Genomic DNA, 16160 nt, shown 5'->3' with positions numbered 1-16160 from the left:
TTAGCCGACCAGCTTGCCTTCGGTGACGATCACCGGGTTGGCCAGCATCTGGCCGTCCCATTGGCCGGGCTTCGCTTTCGCCTTGCTGATCCGCCCGTTCAGGATGGCGCGAACCACAGACATCCCTTTCACCACGCGGCCGAAAACGGCATAGCCCAGCTTGTCGTTCGAACCTTCGCGGCCGGCGTCCATCGATGTCTGGTCGCCGCAGCAGATGACGAAATCCGCCCGCGCCGTACCGGGCTCGAAGCGCGACATCGAAATGGCGCCGTCGGTGTGCGACAGGCCCGTCTTGCTGGTGGGCTCGTGCGGGATCGCCGGAAACGGTGTGCCGCTCATGGAACACTGGACGAAGCCGGTGCCGTTGTAGTTGGCCGAGCGCCAGAAGTCGGCGCCCGTCAGCTTGCCCGACTCGACATAGCGCAGGAAGTTGGCGACCGTGATCGGTGCCGCCTTGCCGTTCAGTTCCAGGATGAAGGTGCCCTTGTCGGTCTTGACGCTGACCCGTGACGTCGCCGGAATATTGTCCGGCGTGATCTTGGCCATCCAGTCGATCCGCTCCGGGTCGACTGACGCCGAGGCCGAAGCCTCAGGCGGGGTAGGCGGCGGTGCGGGCGGGGGAGGCGGTGGCGCCGGCGGTTGCGGTTTTTCGCAACCCACCAGGGTCGCCGCCGTGGCGGCCAGGGAACCGATGAGGAAATGACGTCTCATACTGATCTCGCAATTGGGTGCCGTAACTTGGCCTGCCCGGGCCCGGCTGTCAACGCACGAGCCAGGCGTCCAGTGCTACGCGGTAGCGCCGGCTGAACCGGAGTTCGCTGCCGGTCGTCAATCGCACCACGCCGTCGCCATGGCTGCCGGGGCGGATCTCGGCGATGCGGTCCAGCCGCACGATGGCGGCGCGATGGATGCGGGCGAAGTCCGCCTCCGGCAGGCGGGCCGTCAAGGCGGTAATGGAATCGTTGACCAGCCAGGCGCGGCCGCCGGTATGGACCTCGGCATAGTCGCCGGCCGCCGCCACCCAGTCGATATCGTCATAGCCGATGATGCGGACGACGCCGCGCGAGCGGGCGATCAGCCGGGGCGGAGGCTGGATGATCTCCATCACCTGTTGCAGGCGTTTGGCCTGGGGCTGGGCCTTGCGCACCCGTTCCAGCACCTGGCCGAAGCGGATATCGTCGAACGGTTTCAGCAGGTAGTCCAGGGCCTGGACCTCAAACGCCTTGACGGCGAATTCGTCATAGGCGGTGCAGAAAACCGTGGTCGGCATGGCGCGGAAGCCGATGGCCTCGATGACCTCGAACCCGGTCATGGCCGGCATCTGGACATCCAGGAAGACCACGTCCGGCCGCTGGGCCTCGATCATGGCCACCGCCATTTCGCCGTGATGGGCCTCGCCGATCAGGTCGAAATCGGCTTCCGGTTCCAGAAGAGTGCGCAGGCGCAATCGCGCCAGGGGCTCGTCGTCGACGATCAGGGTGCGGTACATAACGGCACCTTGACCTTGACGCGGAAGCCCTGGCCGGGCGCCGTGTCGATGGTCAGCGACTGGCGTTCGCCATAGAGGCGTGTCAACCGCCGTCGGGTATTGGCCATGCCGACGCCTTCGGTCACCGAAGCGGCGCCGGCGCCGTCATCGGACACGGTGATATGCAGGCAGGCGTCCGTTATGGCGGCCGTAATGGTCACTGTGCCACCTTGCGGCAGGCCGGCGATGCCGTGGCGGATGGCGTTTTCGACCAGGGGCTGGAGCAGCAGGGACGGCACAGTGGCGGTCAGGGCTTCGGGGGCGATGTTGCGGATCACGGTCAGCCGGTCGCCCAGCCGCGCTTCTTCGATGGCCAGGTAGGCCTCGGTGAAGTCGAGCTCGTCGCCGAGGCTGCTTTCCTGGCCGCGATGGCCGTCGATCGACAGCCGCAGCAATTCGCCCAGCCGGGCGATCATGCGCTCGGCCTTGACCGGCTCGCTGCGCACCAGGGCCGAGATGGCGTTGAGCGCGTTGAAGAGGAAGTGCGGCTGGAGCTGGGCGCGCAGGGAGGCGGTTTCGGCCTCGGCCAGTTGGGTTTCGAGCTGGGCGGACTGCAGTTCGCGGTCACCCAGGTGGCGCAAGGCGCGGCCGGCGGTGACGATGGCCACCATCACGGCATAGATCAGCACATTGACCTGCAGGCTGCCGGCCAGCTTTTGCCACAGCATGTTCTGCCAGTTGCCGACCAGCAGCCCCAGCAGGGGGACAAAGATCAGGCTGTGGCAGACGCTGACCAGCAGGCCGATGGCGAAATGGGTCAGGACGAAGCGGACCTTGCGGCGCGGGTCGAAGGTGATGCGGCCGGCGATGAAGACGACGCCGGGGGTCAGGCAGGACCAGAGGACATTGGCGAGAATGGCCGGGCCGACATAGTGGTGCCAGGGCTTGAGCGAGCCATAGGTCAGGTCATACACGTACCACTGGCCGGCGGTCAGCGCGGCGACGATCATCCAGATGCCGAAAATAGTGGCGGCGCGCAAAAGCGGCCGCGTCTTGGTCTCCTGCATCCTGGCTCCCCGTTGTATCTGTATCTATTAGCATATTGGACCGCTCCGGCCCATCCCGTTCGGCGGTAACCGCCTCCCGTCCGGCGAAAACCGGCTGGCCTAAGGGCTTACGTCAGGTCAGGTTCGTTGCGCAACCCCGGAGGACAAGGGCATGAACCGGCGCGGCCTGATCGGAGCTTTGTGTGTGTGGGCCGCATATCCGGCCATGTCCTTTTCGGGTGAAGCGTTGCCGGACGGGGCGTCCCTTCGCGTCCTGATGCCTCCCAACACGTCTTGGGAAGGGGCGCACCCGTCCGGCGGCGCGGTGCTCCGCGCCCACGGCGAACTGGCCCGAGCCATGACGGCCAATGACACTTCGCGTATACTGGAACTGTACCGTGACGATGCCCGCAGCCTGCCCGACGGCCAGCCGCGCCTGATCGGCAAGGATCAGATCCGGACGTGGCAGAAAGAGGTGACGAAACGCCGCCGGGTGACCGCCTATAAACCGGTGGTCCGTGAGGTCTTCGACTTCGGCGACACCGTGATGGAATTCGGCGGCTTTTCGATCGCCTGGGAGACGGATGCCGCCGAGGGCAAGTATCTCCATGTCTGGGGACGCGAACCGGATGGATCGTTGCGTCTGAAGTCCGATGTCCGCAACTGGACGGCGCCTCTGAAAAAACCGGAAGATTTTTTTGTCGCCATGCCGGAGGCGCAAGCGCCCGCGATGGCGGACTCAGTTCTCAGCCGCGAACTGGCGGCCCTGAACGCCGGCAATGCGGAAGGTGTGCGTGAGCACGATCTCGAAAAGCGCCTGAGCTTCTATACCGACGATGCGGTGATCATGCCGCACAGCATGGCGGCGAAAACCGGTATGGCGGAAATCCGGCCGTTCCTGACCGAATACGTTAACAACGGCCGAGGCGCGACCTTCGACAAGGTCGAGGTGTGGAACGAAGGGTTTGAGGACCTGGGAAACGGTTATGTACTGGAATACTTTCGCTTCCACGTCGACTGGCGGGCCGGGACGGCCGGCGGCACGGTCACCGGTGGCGGCATAAGGCTATGGCGGCGCGAAGCCGATGGCGGGCTGAAGATGCTGCGCGAGATCGGCACGCACGACTATCGCGGTTAGTCGCCTCTGGCCAGGGAGTAGTACGGACGCGGGCCGCTTTCGACCTTGACCGGTTCCGGCATGGCCACCGCCACCACCTCCGGCGCGGCGATATCGCCGGCGGTATAGGCCGGCATTTCCGGCATGTCGGGGATGTAGACCTCGGCCTTCACCTGGCGTACCCGGACTGCAGGCGCGGGCATGCTGGCCAGGGCATAGCGGGCATCGGCCGGCATGTCCGGGTTCACCGCCAGAAGCCCGCGGTCGGCCGGCGGCTGGGCGGCATAGTCGACGACCAGGCCCGGATCGGCCATAGGATCGATATCGGGCAGGCTGGCCAGCTTGCCACCGATGATGAAGAAGCCCAGGGCCAGGCTTATGCCCCCGGTGATCAGGCTGGCCTTCATCAGGTGGCGCAACGGATCTGGCGCATACGGAGCGGGACGGAAATCGACCTGATCGGTCCAGGTTTGAGAAGCGGACATCATGGCAGTCACTCACGTGAAACAAGGTGAGACGCATGATAAATTCTGTCGCGTAAGGTTTCGGTGGGACAAAAGCGCGTTTGTGTCCGGTCCCGATCAAAAAGACGAGTCCCGCGATAAAAACCCAGTCAGGGCCGCACCGGCGTGGCGGCACCGTCGCCGACCACTGTGCTCCACTCGCGGACCTTCCAGCTCTTGACCAGGCCGTTCACCACATAAGGATCGGCTTGCGCGAAGCTTTCGGCGACCGACGCATCGGCCCCCAGGAACAGCAGAACCCCGCCATCGGCCGGGCCGGCCAGCGCCCCGCCCAGCACCAGTTCGCCGCGATCGGCCGCCGCCCAGGCCAGGTTCAGGTGTACGCCGCGGAACTCGGCCCGGCGTTCCAGATAGTCGTCGACGAAATCGTAGAATAGCAGGAAGTGTTTCATTGTGGTTAAGATCACGTTAAGAGTGTATTTTCACGGTTTGCAATTATTTCGCTGGCAACACTTGGCCCACGGTCCAGCGTTCCGGGACTTTTGTGTAAAGCCATAAGGAATACCGTATGTCCAGAGAGACACGTCTTAACGTCACCGGCACGGTGACGAGCCAGCTCCACATTACCGAAGAGGCCATTGACAGCGCTTTGACCGAGGCCGCCACCTTGCTTGAAACCTGCATCACCTCGCGCCGGACGATCCGCATGTCGACCATGGTCGGTACAAAGGTCAATGACAGCACCATCAAGGCGATGCAGGCGCTTCAGGACGCCCAGGCGCATATGGCCGACGCCCATCGCGAGCTGACCCGGCTTCAGAAACAGTTCCGTCTGGAACCGGTGGCCGGTGTCCACCCCTACGACAAGGAGCCGGAAGGTGGTGGCGGTGGTGGCGGTGGCGGTGGAGGCGGCGGCGGTGTGACCAATTCGCGACTTGACGCCCCGTCCGGTACGGCGGGCGCCTGAAATAACGGCGGTCGGCTTGCCATGCCGGTCCTTTCCCTGTTTTATCGGCCTGCATCGAATCGTCGGGCATCAGGGGACGGACCGGTATGTTGCAATCCTGGATCACGCAGCTCAGCGCCGTGGCCCTGCTGGTCATTTGCGGTTACGCCCTGATCGCCGGAAGCTGGCGCGAACGTTTCGGCGCGGTCATCTATGTCGCCGCCTATGCCCTGACGCTCGGCTTCGGCCTGATCTCGCTGGACAGCGATCTGCCTTACCTGGCCAAATATATCTCCAGCAACTATACGGCCCTGTACATGCTGGTCACCGACACGCTGATCCTGCAAGGGCTATGCGTCGTTGCCTGGAAATCCCCGCACCCCTGGTCAAAATGGGCCATACTGTGCCAGGTGGTCAGCATTGGTCTGCACTGTGTGGTGCTGCTGGACCTGGGGCTGAGCAACCGGATCTATCTGTCATTGGTTACGGCGCTCGGCTGGGGTGGTCTTCTGGCCCTGCTGATCGGCACCATCGCCGCGCGTCAGGCCCGGCAGGATGCCCGGCGCGGGCAGGCGGTGCCGGTGGCGTCGGAGTAGACCGCATCCTTTTGCGGCATCGCGCGGCGAATCGGGTAGGCTTGCCAGGAAAGACAACCTGCACAACAGGAGGAGATACCACCATGGCCTTGTTCGACCTTTCCGGGCGCACGGCCCTGATTACCGGCTCAGGCCAGGGGATCGGTCTGGCCATCGCCACCGCCCTGGCCAATGCCGGGGCGCGGATCATCCTCAACGGCCGCACCGAGGCCCGTCTGGAAGCCGCCGCCGCGACCCTGCGCGGCCACGGCGCCGACGTCGTCCTGTCGGCCTTCGACGTCACCGACGCCGACGCGGTCAGGACCGCCATCGACCACCTGGAAAGCCACGGCACGGCCATCGACATCGTGGTCAACAATGCCGGCATCCAGCGCCGCCGGCCGCTGGAGGAGTTTCCGGTGGAAACCTGGCACGAGGTCATGCGCGCCAATCTCGACAGCGTCTTCTATGTCAGCCAGGCCGTGGCCCGGCACATGATCGAACGCGGCCACGGCAAGATCATCAATATCGCCAGCGTCAATGCCCACCTGGCCCGCCAGACCATCGCGCCCTACACCGCCTCCAAGGGGGCCGTGCTGACCCTGACACGGGGCATGTGCGCCGACTGGGCGAAATACGGCCTGCAGATCAACGCCATCGGTCCGGGCTATTACGCCACGCCGCTGAACAAGGCCCTGTACGAGGATCCGGTGTTCGACGAATGGCTGCGCAAACGCACACCGGCCGGCCGGTGGGGCAGGATGGAGGACCTGCACGGCGCCGCCGTCTTCCTGGCGTCGCCGGCCTCGGATTTTGTCAACGGCCAGATCATCTATATCGATGGCGGCCTGACGTCGGTGGTATAGAGACTCCATGATGAGCCCCGTTGATCGCCGAACCGTTCTGACCGGTGCTGCCGCCCTGGCGGTGGCGGGTACTGCCCGCGCCGCCGTGGCACCGGACCTGGAAGCCCTGGCAAAGGATCCCACCAACTCAGCCGGCGTCGAATCCGTCCAGGAAAGGCGCCAGGCAGCGCGCGCGCGGCTGACCGCTCTGGAAACGGCGATGGCACAGACGCCCGCCGGTGACACCGGTGTCGTTTTGGCCAGCGTGATTCACGGTGCCCGCAGCGAGGTCCGCCTGGCCGACTTCGCCTATGGCGACGGCGGTAGTGTCTATCCGGTCACCTACCGCTCCGGCCAGCACACTCAGGTCACCGCAGGTAAGGCTTCGGCCGCCGAGATCGACAATGAGACGGCACGCATCGCCGCCGACACCGCCAACGGCATCCTCCAGCCCGATTTCCTGCTCAAGCGTGCCCTGACGGCGGTCGAGACGGCGCAGTTCAAAGCCGAAGGCGAGGTCCAGGCGGCGCTGGAAAGCCAGATCGTCGCCCTGACGGCGCAATTGGCTGTGGCCGGCGATCGGCCGGGTGTCGGGCAGTTGCCAGGGGGCAAAGACTACTACACTGCGCAGTTGGGCCTGGCCCTGTCGAGCCCCGTCGATCCCAAGGCGGGCATGAAGCTGGCGCGGCAAAGGCTGGACGCCATTTGGGACGAGCTGGACGAGCTTTTGAAACGTCAGGGGCTGAAATCCGGCCCGGCGCACGAACGGCTGCAACGCTTCGCCCGTGATCCGCGCTACCTCTATCCCCAGTCCGACACAGGCCGCAGCAAGATGGTTGCCGACATGAACCGGATGCTGGACGACGTGCTCGAACGCCTGCCGGACGCCTTCGATCCGGTCGACATCCCGGACTCGCAGGTCGAACGCATGTCGCCGGCCGACGAACTGGCCGGCGTCCAGGGCAAGCGTAGCGGCACCAGCTACATCATCGATCAGCGCCGCACCCGCGACCGTCCGGTGTGGACCCTGCCCAGTGTGGTGCATCATGAGCTCTATCCCGGCCATATGCTGCCGCCGGCGGTGAGGCCGGCGCCGGCCTCGGCGCTGCAGGGGCGCTATGGCGCCTCGGCCTGGGGCGAGGGCTGGCCGATCTATGCCGAAACCGTGGCGGCCGAGATCGGCGCCCTGGAGCTGTGGCCGGAGGCGCGCATCGGCTTCCTGCACTGGCAGGCCTTCCGCACGGCGCGGATCGTCGCCGATATCGGGCTGCACACCGAGGACTGGTCGCGCGAGGAAGCGGTAAGGACCCTGACCCGGTTGCAGGGCGGGCCGATCTACTTCATCACCATCGACGAGGATATCGACCGCATGTGCCTGACGCCCGGCGCCAATGCCGCCCAGGGCCTGTCGACCCTGAGCTTCCTCGAACGGCGGGCGGTGGCGGCGAAGGTCTCCGGCTTCGATCTCAAGACCTTCCACCGCGCCGCCATGGCGTATGGCCCGGTATCGCCGGACGGGTTCGCGGCGGCGCTGAGCGTTAATTCATGATGATGATCTGTTCGATGCCCATCGACAGGACGGGGCCGGGTTCCAGCGTCGTTTTGTCGCCTTGGGCGGTAATGGTCAGTTGGATATTTGCGCCCACCTCGATCCGATAGCACAGCCTACCGTCCGGCGCCGGACAGGTCACGACATAGGTCACCTGCGCCGGGACGGCATAGGTGGCCACGGTGTCCCGGCAGGTCATCGCCATACCCGACAGATTGTCACAACCGGACGGCGGAAGGCGGCCGGCCTGAACCTCAGCGACTGCCAGGTAAAGCGTGCGCAGGCCTTGCGCGGCCTGATCCGCAGTGGCGGCCGTGAACCAGCCGGCGGCGTCAGGATCGAGGCCGCGGCAATGCGGATCCCACAGAGGTTCATCACCTGCCTGCACCTGCGTGGGTTGCTCCGGGTGGCTGACATGATATCGGGTGACCATCTCGGCCGTGTACGGCTTCTGTCCGAAATCGCCGTTGGCGTCGCCACGCTTGACCGGTGCATAGAGGAGTTTGAGGCCGTCCTGGCGGCAGACGCCTTTCAAGCCGGTGCCGAAGGGCTGGATCCGGAAACCGGCCTCACGAAAGCGGCGTCCCTGCTTCACGAAGCGGCTGGGCGGGGTCAGAAGCGATTGCAGGTCGGCATCCGCCTGGGCCCTGGCCTGGGCGGGCGCCATGGTCAGTCTTTCCATCGAAGATGGTGGCTCGACGGCGCCGGCCGATGTGGCCGGGAGGCTTAGAAGCAGGCCAAACGCCAGCGCTGGAAATTTCATGATGTCCCCCCTGAAAAGCACCACAAGCTTAGCATGGTCAGCAGATGGCCGCCAAGGTTTTGACCGTAGCCGCATCATCTTGAGTCCGTTGCCGCGTCGGCCGGGTTGGCATAATCTTCGCGGATGACCGCCGCCGAACTCATCGCCGCACTGGAAGCCCTGGCCGACCCGAAGGTCATTCCGCAGGTCGCGCGCTTCTATGCCGGTGGCGATCCGGACACGCGTGTGATGGGCGTGTCGATCGGTGCGATCTTCCCGGTCGCCAAAGGGTTCGCGGGGCTGCCGCTGGACCAGGTCGAAGCTCTGCTGGACGATGCGCGCTATGAGGTCCGCATGGCTGCCATGGCGGTGATGGATTTCCAGGCGCGGGAAAAGAAGATGGGCGACGACGGGCGCAAGGCGCTGTTCGATCTGTATCTGCGCCGCCATGACCGGATCAACAACTGGGACCTGGTCGACCGCGCCGCGCCGTGGGTGGTCGGGGAATATCTGCTGAACCGTGATCGCGGCCTGCTGCTGGACCTGGCGCGATCGCCCGATCCGCATCGCCGGCGAACAGCGATCGTGGCGACCTGGGCCTTCCTGCGCCGTAAGGATGCGGACTGGACTTTTCGGGTCGCCGCTCTGCTGGCCGGTGATCCAGACACATATATCCAGAAGGCGGTGGCGTCATGGACCCGCGAAGCCGGCAAGACTTCGCCGGAAGCCTTGATGGCGTTTCTGCAAAGACATCGCGAGGTTTTGCCGCGCCCGACTTTGCGCGAAGCGTCGAAGTTGCTGCCGGACGAGGTCCGGGCGCAATGTCTATGACGCCGCTTCGAGATAACGCAGCGAGCGGTGATATTTCGCCACCCGCTCCAGGTCCTTGTCGCTGACCGAGTTCAGCCGCGTCAGGTCCATATTGTCGCGGATATCCTGAATCTTGACCGCGCGCGCCAGGGGATGGCCCGCGGCGCGGACGATGAAGTCCTGGTAGTTCTCCTCCGTTCGTCGGGTCATGCCGTCGACGCCGGCGATGACCGCTTCCGCGAAGCCCATGGCCCGCAGGTCGTCGAACGTGATCCCGCCGTCTTCGACGACGTCGTGCAGGACGGCGACGATTTTCTCTTCCGTGGCGGTCATCCGCAGCATCAGGCGCAGCGGGTGGAGGATGTAGGGCTGGCCGGCCTTGTCTACCTGGCCGGCGTGAACCTTCGCCGCCAGGGCGATGGCTGTATCGATTGTGCTCATAGTATCTGACCTTCAGATGACCTGACCCCATGTCAGGTGTAGTTCATGTCCGGGTTGGGTCTGACTACACGAAGCGCAGGCGGGGGAAAAGAGGCAATGGCGGACGTGTCGAAGTTGCGCCGAGACTTGACTCGTGCTGACATTGTCGTCCTATGTGAATCGGACCCAGGCACCTGACTCAGGAACCAGGCCGGGGGCCAAATCGGGGGGCAAGGCCGGCACGATCGAGGAGGGATTGATCCTTGATGCGGACGGTGGAACTGCCCAGCAAGCCAACCAGGCTATCAACTGATCGGAGGGTGCAGTGTATTGTCCAAAATGTGGTGCGCAGAATGAAGACAGCGCACAGTTCTGCGCTTCATGCGGAGGGCCTTTGTCGGCGTTTGGAACGGGCGGTCCGACCGTCAGCGGCGGCAGCGGCCATCCGGACATCCATAACGTGCCGACCTATCTGGTGTGGTCGATCCTGTCGACCCTGTTCTGCTGCCTGCCGCTGGGCATTGTGGCAATCGTCATGTCGGCCAATGTCAACAATTACAAGACCCGGGGCGACTACAAAGGCGCCATGCAGGCGTCGAACACGGCCAAGAACTGGGTCATCGGGTCGGTCGTGGCCGGAATTGTCTGTATCGTCCTCTACATCCTGCTGATGATGTTGGGGATCCTGGCCGGCGCGGCCAGCGGCAACTGATCCCTATGACGGTCGAACGCGCCGTGAGCCTGGGCGGCCTGGCCGTCCTGCTTGCGGGGTTCGTCGCCGTCTCCATCTGGACACCGGGCAGTTCGGGATTTTTCCCGCCCTGTCCGGTGCATGCGTTGACGGGCCTCTATTGCCCCGGCTGCGGCAGCACGCGCATGCTCTATTACCTGGCCCACGCCCAGCCGTGGACGGCCTTCCGCCAGAACCCCCTGGGCTTCGTCATCCTGCCCTTTCTGGTGCCGGCGATGATCTTGTCGGCCCTGGAACTGCCGCCGCCTGCCGCCGTACGCCGTGTCATGGCGGTGCACGGCTATAGGCTGGTGATCGCCCTCCTCGTCGTCGTGACGGTCTACACGGTTCTGCGCAACCTTCCCGCGGCCCCCTTCTGCCAATTGGCGCCGGGCGGTTGCTGACGGTCTACTCCGCCGGCGCCGGTGTAACGGCTGCCCGGTCACCGAAACCGGCGGTGGCGATGGAGCCCGAGGCCGCAACCACGATCGCGGCGATGGCCAGCCACTGCAGCCCACTCAATTGCTCGCTGAGGAACAGCAGCCCGGCCAGGGCGCCGACTGCCGGCTCGCCGCTGGTCAGCACGCCGAAGGTCCGCTCGGGCAGCCGGCGCAGGGCGATCATTTCCAGCGAATAGGGCAGGGCGCTGGAAAAGACAGCTACCGCCAGTCCGGCCAGTAGCAGGGCCGGATTGAACAGCTCGAGCCCCGCCCGCGCCACGCCGAACGGCAGGATGACCAGGGCCGCCGTGGTCATGCCGATGGCCACCGATGGTCCGGCCGGCAGGTGCGACATGCGCTTGCCGAAGACAATGTACAGCGCCCAACACACGCCTGCCATCCCCGCCAGCAGCACGCCGACCGGGTCGAGCTGGATGGCGCCGCGCCCGATCGGCAGCAGCATAACCAGGCCGGCCACGGCACACCCGACCCACACAAAGTGGATGGGCCGGCGCGCATGGACCAAGGCCAGGGTCAGGGGACCGGTAAATTCGATGGCCAGGGCCAGGCCCAGCGGAATGGTTCGCAGCGACATGTAGAACATGAGGTTCATGCCGCCGGTGACCACGCCGTACAGCACCATGGCGGTCAGGTCGCGGCGGCTGAAACCGAACCGCCACGGCCGCCAGATTGCCAGCAGGATCAGGGCGGCCAGGCCGACCCGCATGGCCGACGTGCCTTCAGCGCCCAGCACCGGGAAGAGGCTCTTGGCGAACGAGGTGCCGCAGGCCAGCGCGACCATACCAGCCAGCAGGGCCAGGTAGGGGGCGGCGGAATGCGACAGGGCGGTGAGGCGGGGGGAGGCGAAACGGGTCATCATGCGCTGCAACATAGACGTTTCGCGATTGCGTTTCCCGGCGATTTCCGTCACATCTGTGCCGGAAAACAGCATTATTGAGAATAATATGACGGATTTGGTCGCGCTGGACGATTTCGACCGCCGCATACTTGAGCGGGTCCGGCGCAACACGCTGGAAGCGGCGCGGACGACGGCTGAGGCGGTGGGTCTGTCGGAATCTGCGGTGCTGCGCCGATTGCGGCGGCTGCGCGCCGAAGGCGTGATTGTCCGCGACATCGCCATCGTTGATCCGGCGCGGATCGAACCGCACATTCTGATCCATGTCCTGGTCATCATGCGCAGCCAGGAGAGAGCTGTGACCGACGCCTTCAAGCGCGCCATGGCGGCGGCCAGGGAGGTGCGCGGCGCCTGGGACGTGACGGGCGAGACGGACTTTTTGTTGACCGTGGCCGTGCCGACCATGGCGGCCTATGAGGTCTTCACCCAGCGTGAACTGGCCTCCGAACGCGGCATCCGTAACTTCCGTACCATGATCGTCATCCGCGAGGTGGTCGGCTTCGATCCGTCGCGCGAAGACCTGCGTTAACCCTGTGCCTTCACGGCTTTCTCAGGTTTCTGTGCCATCCTGCCCGGAAGTAATAACCTGAAGATAGGGTTGGATGGCCTTGCGTACTGAGGGCTCACACAAAGGAAAAGGTTTCACGGTGCCGGGTCTGGGCCTGCTCGCCCATGCCAAGTTCGAACTGGCGCTGCTGGTCCTGCTGCTGCTGACGGCCGCTGCTGTCGTGGGTAAGGACAGGCTGCTGGAACGCACCCAGCACTTCACCCCGGCCAGCACGGCCCAGAGCGGCCGCGTCCTGTTCGTCGACAGCGATGCCGGCGGCAAGTCGACGATCGATGTCACGGCACCGCTGACCTGGACCTGTGACCTGCGCGCCGGCCATCCCTATCCCTATTGCGGCTACGAGCTGTTCACCGACGCCAACAAGGGCAGCCACGGCCTGAACCTGAGCCATATGCGCTCGGTCGCCATCACCATGATGTATCGCGGTGAGTCGACCTCGTTCCGCCTCCACATGAAGAATTTCGACAAGCGTTACAGCGTGCGCGCCGATGATGAGTCGCCGAAATATCTCCGCGTCGAGGCCGACACCACGCCGGGTGTGCTGCAACGGACCGAGTTCATCGCCGCCGACTTCGGCGTCGCCGACTGGTGGATGCGCAAGCACAAGCTGGCGCCGGAATTCGGCCGCGTCGCTTTCGACAACATCACCTCGCTGATCGTTGAGACCGGTACCGAAGCGCCTTTGGGCCACCATGAATTCGAGGTCCGCGACATCGAAATCCGCACCACCATCCTCAGCGAAGCACAGTTCTACTCGCTGATCCTCGGCATCTGGGCGATCATGATCGTGCTCTATCTGGGCTACCGCGTCAGCAACCTGCGCCGCGCCGACCACGAACGCAAGGTCCTGGCCGCTCTGAACCTGAGCGAGGCGCGCGAAGCGGCGCGCCACGATCACCTGACCGGCATCCTCAACCGCCGCGGCCTGACCGAACGTTTCGACGACGTGGTCCGGCAAAGGCGCGGACCGGTGTCGCTGGGCGTTATCCTGATCGACATCGACCACTTCAAGAAACTGAACGACACCTTCGGCCACAGCTATGGCGACCGGGTGCTGTCGGATATCGCCACCGTGATCAGCCGCAATGTCCGCGTCGTCGACATGGTGGCGCGGTGGGGCGGCGAGGAGTTCATCGTGGTCTGCGCCGATATCGACCGCAGGGGTTCGCAGCGCGTCGCCGAAAAGATCCGCGACTGCATCGAAAACTTCGACTTCGGCCAATCAAACCAGGTAAAGCCTGGCCAGGTAACAGCCAGCTTCGGCATTCACTGGTCGAACACCGAAGCGCCCAACCTGGCCGACCTGGTGGAACTGGCCGATGTGGCGCTGTATGCCGCCAAGGCGGGCGGGCGCAACTGCGTGCGCACCCACCGCCCGGCCATGTCGAAAGCCGCCTAACGCCATTTGTAAGTAGCGTTTCGCCGGCTATGGCCTGATCCTGCCGATCGACCAAGGGTGTCGGGAGGCCATCTTATGCGCGCAGTGTTTGTCATCGTCGTGGGGCTTTTGGCCCTGGCGCCCGCCATGGGGTACGCCCAGCAACCCACCTGGCGCGAAGGCAAGGCGGAGCAACTCAGCCTGGCGCGTGAGCGGGCTGTTGCCGGCGACGTCGCCGCCATGGAAGAGGTCGGACGCCTGTTGATTTCCGGGCATGGCATTCAGCGCGATCAGGCCCAGGGCGTCACCTGGATCCTGCGCGCGGCGGAAACCAGGCCGGAGCTCTATCTCTATCTCGGCAACGAGTATCTGAGCGGACAGTACCTCGACAAGAGCTACGAGAATGCGCTCCAGGCCTATGAGAAGGCCGCCGGCCACAATATCAAACTGGCACACTGGGCGCTGGGTAACCTCTATTCCGCCGGCAAGGGGACCGCCGTCAATCCGATCAAGGCGGCGCAGCACTATGCCGCCGTCGAACAGGCCGGCGGCTTCACGACGCTTCAAATCGCCTGGAACTATGCCTATGGCAGCGGTGTCGAGGAGGACGATGTCAAAGCCGTCGAACTCATGCGTCAGGCCGCCGATGCCGGCGACGCCCAGGCCATGTACGAGCTCAGCGCCGCCTATGAATTCGGTGAAGGCGTGCCCATGGACCCGGTCATGGATCTGTACTGGCTGACCAGGGCTGCCGACCTGGGGCTGCCGGCGGCACTTGATATGCTGGCCGACAGGTATGAGTCCGGCCAGGGGGTTACCGCCGACGCGCAAAAGGCGGCCGAGCTGCGCGCCCGGGCGCGTGCCACGCCCTAAACCGGCGTACTGACTCTTTCGGGTTTTTCTGTCAGGCTCTATCCTCGACAGGAGGTCTGTCATGAGCCAAGTTCCCTATCGCTGGATCATCGTCGTGGCGGGCGGCCTGCTGGGCTGCATCGCCGTCGGCTGCATGTTCGCCCTGCCGGTCTTCCTGCAGCCGATCGCCAGGGCCACCGGATGGTCGGTCACCGGCATTTCCAGCGCCATGACCTTCGGCTTTCTGGCCATGTCGGTCGGCAGCCTGTTCTGGGGCAGCCTGTCCGACCGCATCGGGCCGCGGCCGGTGGTGCTGGGCGGATCGGTTCTGATCGTGGCGGCGCTGGTCATGGCCAGCCAGGTAAGGTCGCTGCTCCTGTTCCAGCTTGTGTTCGGCCTGCTGATCGGCGCCGGCGCGGCGGCCATTTTCGCGCCGATGATGGCCTGCGTTACCGGCTGGTTCGAGACCGGGCGCGGCCTGGCCGTTTCGCTGGTCTCGGCCGGCATGGGCATGGCGCCGATGACCATGTCGCCCCTGGCCGCCTGGCTGGTGACCGTCTATGACTGGCGCACCGCCATGCTGATCATCGCCGGCATTGCGGCGGTGGTGATGATCCCGGCCACCTTCCTGGTCCGCCGACCGCCCGCCCTGGCAGGTCAGGCCGCCATGCCGTCTGATGACGCGCAACCCGGCATGACGGTGGCCCAGGCGGTGCGGACGCCGCAGTTCATCGTCCTGGTCCTGACCAATTTCTTCTGCTGCGCCACCCATTCCGGTCCGCTGTTCCATACGGTCAGCTATGCCGTGACCTGCGGCATTCCGATGATCCTGGCGGTATCGATCTACAGCGTCGAGGGCCTGGCTGGCATGGGCGGGCGGGTCGCCTTCGGCTTCATGGGCGACCGCTTCGGCGCCAAACGCGTGCTGGTCGCGGGCCTGCTGGCCCAGTCGGTCGGCGTGCTGTGTTATGTCTTCGTGCGCGACCTGATCGCCTTCTATGCCGTCGCCGCCGTATTCGGCTTCATCTATGCCGGTACCATGCCACTATATGCCGTGCTGATCCGCGAGAACTTCCCGCTGAAAATGCTGGGGACGATCATCGGCGCCACCACCATGGCCGGAAGTCTGGGGATGGCCAGCGGGCCGGTGGTCGGCGGGTTGATCTACGACCGGCTGGGCAGCTATAGCTGGCTCTATACGGGTTCGGCTATGGTAGGTATGCTGGCCGTGCTGATGGCTCTGATGTTCCGGCCCTTTGCGAAGGGCAAAACCGTGCCCGTGGCCGGGTGAGGT

20 protein-coding genes and 1 pseudogene are annotated in these 16160 nt (G+C 64.9%); 13 read left to right on the top strand and 8 right to left on the bottom strand.

The window, feature by feature from the left end; all coding sequences use genetic code 11:
• Genes ABAC460_RS0124290 through ABAC460_RS31070 form a run of 3 tightly spaced genes read right to left on the bottom strand, consistent with a single transcriptional unit; the run spans position 1 to position 2535 of the window.
• Positions 1–711 (bottom strand): peptidylprolyl isomerase, encoded by a 711-nt coding sequence (locus ABAC460_RS0124290; RefSeq protein WP_081716467.1) that lies wholly within the window; start codon positions 709–711, stop codon positions 1–3.
• Positions 712–760: 49 nt separating this feature from the next.
• On the bottom strand, positions 761–1489 hold the full coding sequence (locus ABAC460_RS31075; protein ID WP_023452529.1) for a LytR/AlgR family response regulator transcription factor: 729 nt from the start codon (positions 1487–1489) through the stop codon (positions 761–763).
• On the bottom strand, positions 1474–2535 hold the full coding sequence (locus ABAC460_RS31070) for a sensor histidine kinase (RefSeq protein ID WP_023452528.1): 1062 nt from the start codon (positions 2533–2535) through the stop codon (positions 1474–1476). The genes ABAC460_RS31075 and ABAC460_RS31070 overlap by 16 nt, the downstream gene beginning before the upstream one ends.
• A gap of 151 nt (positions 2536–2686) precedes the next feature.
• Here ABAC460_RS31070 and ABAC460_RS31065 point away from each other — a divergent pair, with 151 nt between their 5' ends.
• Entirely contained in the window at positions 2687–3652 is a 966-nt protein-coding gene (locus tag ABAC460_RS31065) for a YybH family protein (protein WP_023452527.1), read from the top strand.
• On the opposite strand, the gene ABAC460_RS31060 is transcribed toward ABAC460_RS31065, so the two are convergent.
• Together ABAC460_RS31060 and ABAC460_RS31055 are read right to left on the bottom strand one after the other, a co-directional pair.
• Positions 3649–4119: a hypothetical protein gene (locus ABAC460_RS31060; protein WP_023452526.1), complete on the bottom strand. Its 471-nt coding sequence runs from the start codon at positions 4117–4119 to the stop codon at positions 3649–3651. The genes ABAC460_RS31065 and ABAC460_RS31060 overlap by 4 nt on opposite strands.
• 125 nt (positions 4120–4244) lie before the next feature.
• Complete coding sequence (locus ABAC460_RS31055) at positions 4245–4547, bottom strand: YciI-like protein (protein ID WP_023452525.1); 303 nt, start codon at positions 4545–4547, stop codon at positions 4245–4247.
• 116 nt (positions 4548–4663) lie between these two features.
• On the opposite strand from ABAC460_RS31055, the gene ABAC460_RS50355 reads away from it, so the two are divergent.
• The 4 genes from ABAC460_RS50355 to ABAC460_RS48175 all read left to right on the top strand — a co-directional run bounded on the left by ABAC460_RS50355 (position 4664) and on the right by ABAC460_RS48175 (position 8010).
• Positions 4664–5062: a hypothetical protein gene (locus ABAC460_RS50355; protein ID WP_023452524.1), complete on the top strand. Its 399-nt coding sequence runs from the start codon at positions 4664–4666 to the stop codon at positions 5060–5062.
• An 86-nt stretch (positions 5063–5148) separates the two neighbouring features.
• Complete coding sequence (locus ABAC460_RS31045) at positions 5149–5637, top strand: hypothetical protein (RefSeq protein WP_023452523.1); 489 nt, start codon at positions 5149–5151, stop codon at positions 5635–5637.
• Between the two features lie 83 nt (positions 5638–5720).
• Positions 5721–6482: a glucose 1-dehydrogenase gene (locus tag ABAC460_RS31040; protein WP_023452522.1), complete on the top strand. Its 762-nt coding sequence runs from the start codon at positions 5721–5723 to the stop codon at positions 6480–6482.
• 10 nt (positions 6483–6492) lie between these two features.
• Entirely contained in the window at positions 6493–8010 is a 1518-nt protein-coding gene (locus tag ABAC460_RS48175; protein WP_023452521.1) for a DUF885 family protein, read from the top strand.
• Here ABAC460_RS48175 and ABAC460_RS31030 read toward each other — a convergent pair.
• The gene (locus ABAC460_RS31030; protein WP_023452520.1) at positions 8000–8773 is read right to left on the bottom strand and encodes a hypothetical protein; all 774 of its coding nucleotides are present in this window, start codon (positions 8771–8773) and stop codon (positions 8000–8002) included. The genes ABAC460_RS48175 and ABAC460_RS31030 overlap by 11 nt on opposite strands.
• Positions 8774–8896: 123 nt before the next feature.
• On the opposite strand from ABAC460_RS31030, the gene ABAC460_RS31025 reads away from it, so the two are divergent.
• On the top strand, positions 8897–9583 hold the full coding sequence (locus tag ABAC460_RS31025) for a DNA alkylation repair protein (RefSeq protein WP_023452519.1): 687 nt from the start codon (positions 8897–8899) through the stop codon (positions 9581–9583).
• Here ABAC460_RS31025 and ABAC460_RS31020 read toward each other — a convergent pair.
• Entirely contained in the window at positions 9578–10003 is a 426-nt protein-coding gene (locus ABAC460_RS31020; RefSeq protein WP_023452518.1) for an HD domain-containing protein, read from the bottom strand. The genes ABAC460_RS31025 and ABAC460_RS31020 overlap by 6 nt on opposite strands.
• Positions 10004–10307: 304 nt before the next feature.
• Between ABAC460_RS31020 and ABAC460_RS51175 the strand changes: the two are divergent.
• From ABAC460_RS51175 to ABAC460_RS31010, 3 genes and pseudogenes are all read left to right on the top strand, one after another.
• Positions 10308–10373 (top strand): annotated as a pseudogene (locus tag ABAC460_RS51175) (zinc-ribbon domain-containing protein); the annotation flags it as partial.
• Positions 10374–10376: 3 nt separating this feature from the next.
• Positions 10377–10694 carry a CD225/dispanin family protein gene (locus ABAC460_RS31015; protein ID WP_023452517.1) on the top strand — a complete coding sequence of 106 codons (318 nt, stop codon included), beginning with the start codon at positions 10377–10379 and terminating at the stop codon, positions 10692–10694.
• 5 nt (positions 10695–10699) lie between these two features.
• Positions 10700–11116 carry a DUF2752 domain-containing protein gene (locus tag ABAC460_RS31010; RefSeq protein WP_023452516.1) on the top strand — a complete coding sequence of 139 codons (417 nt, stop codon included), beginning with the start codon at positions 10700–10702 and terminating at the stop codon, positions 11114–11116.
• 4 nt (positions 11117–11120) lie between these two features.
• Here the strand turns inward: ABAC460_RS31010 and ABAC460_RS31005 are convergent, their stop codons facing one another.
• Positions 11121–12032 (bottom strand): EamA family transporter, encoded by a 912-nt coding sequence (locus ABAC460_RS31005; protein ID WP_081716469.1) that lies wholly within the window; start codon positions 12030–12032, stop codon positions 11121–11123.
• Between the two features lie 85 nt (positions 12033–12117).
• On the opposite strand from ABAC460_RS31005, the gene ABAC460_RS31000 reads away from it, so the two are divergent.
• The 4 genes from ABAC460_RS31000 to ABAC460_RS30985 all read left to right on the top strand — a co-directional run bounded on the left by ABAC460_RS31000 (position 12118) and on the right by ABAC460_RS30985 (position 16157).
• Positions 12118–12597, top strand: a complete 480-nt coding sequence (locus ABAC460_RS31000) for an Lrp/AsnC family transcriptional regulator (RefSeq protein WP_023452514.1) — start codon at positions 12118–12120, stop codon at positions 12595–12597.
• Positions 12598–12670: 73 nt separating this feature from the next.
• On the top strand, positions 12671–14035 hold the full coding sequence (locus ABAC460_RS30995) for a GGDEF domain-containing protein (protein ID WP_081716464.1): 1365 nt from the start codon (positions 12671–12673) through the stop codon (positions 14033–14035).
• 75 nt (positions 14036–14110) lie between these two features.
• Positions 14111–14887 carry a tetratricopeptide repeat protein gene (locus tag ABAC460_RS30990; RefSeq protein ID WP_023452512.1) on the top strand — a complete coding sequence of 259 codons (777 nt, stop codon included), beginning with the start codon at positions 14111–14113 and terminating at the stop codon, positions 14885–14887.
• A gap of 61 nt (positions 14888–14948) precedes the next feature.
• Positions 14949–16157, top strand: a complete 1209-nt coding sequence (locus ABAC460_RS30985) for an MFS transporter (RefSeq protein WP_023452511.1) — start codon at positions 14949–14951, stop codon at positions 16155–16157.
• The last annotated feature ends 3 nt before the right edge of the window (positions 16158–16160 follow it).

It is taken from the genome of Asticcacaulis sp. AC460 (assembly GCF_000495795.1).
Classification (GTDB): Bacteria; Pseudomonadota; Alphaproteobacteria; order Caulobacterales; family Caulobacteraceae; genus Asticcacaulis.
Note: the sequence above shows the minus strand (reverse complement) of the source record. Positions and strands in the feature narration are given on the sequence as shown.